Source organism: Marinobacter sp. UBA2498 (assembly GCF_002341575.1).
Classification (GTDB): Bacteria; Pseudomonadota; Gammaproteobacteria; order Pseudomonadales; family Oleiphilaceae; genus Marinobacter; species Marinobacter manganoxydans.
Window position 1 is genome coordinate 14,888 of the sequence record NZ_DDOI01000118.1, and the last position, 588, is coordinate 15,475.

Consider the following 588-nt stretch of genomic DNA (forward strand, 5'->3'; position numbering starts at 1 on the left):
CAGTGGCACCCTTGCGGGCAGGGATGGGCGACTGACCTGGTTGTTTGCAGATTCAGCGTACATTGTCTGAACCTCCAGCCAGCAGACCTTCAGCGAGCAACGTTGCCAGTCGCTTTACCGGGAAGACCCCGCCAAACGGCCAGACCGGATCAATCTGGTACACCTGATCGCGCTGAACCGGCGGCAGATAGGTCCAGAAAGGGCTGTTGGCCAGGGTGTCAGACAACCCGGGCAGGGTCGGAGAAATCACCACAATCCGGCTGTCCTGATAGGGCGCAATTGCTTCAAGCCCGACGACCGAGAACCCCCAGTAATTCCCGGTATGCGGCCAGGCGTTCTCAAGGCCAAGGGCGTCCAGGGCGCTCTGGAAAAGGCCGTTGGGTGCGTAGATGCGAACATGGCGGTCGTCCAGAAAGTTTACGAGTGCTACCGGTCGTTCGGTGAGGCCGGCATTTTCAAGACGACGACGTTGGGTCTGAAGTGTCTGGTCAATGTCGTTAAGAACTGCCTTTGCGCGTTCCTCCCGGTTCAGCATCTCACCGAGAGTTGTAAGCATACCGCTGGCCTTTTCGAACGGTCGGGAGCCCT

General features: G+C 58.8%; 1 protein-coding gene. It reads right to left on the reverse strand.

What is annotated here, in order from left to right; all coding sequences use genetic code 11:
- Positions 1 to 52: 52 nt before the first annotated feature.
- The coding region (locus B2W52_RS16605; protein ID WP_286803767.1) for an ABC transporter substrate-binding protein at positions 53 to 588 on the reverse strand (536 nt) is incomplete at its 5' end.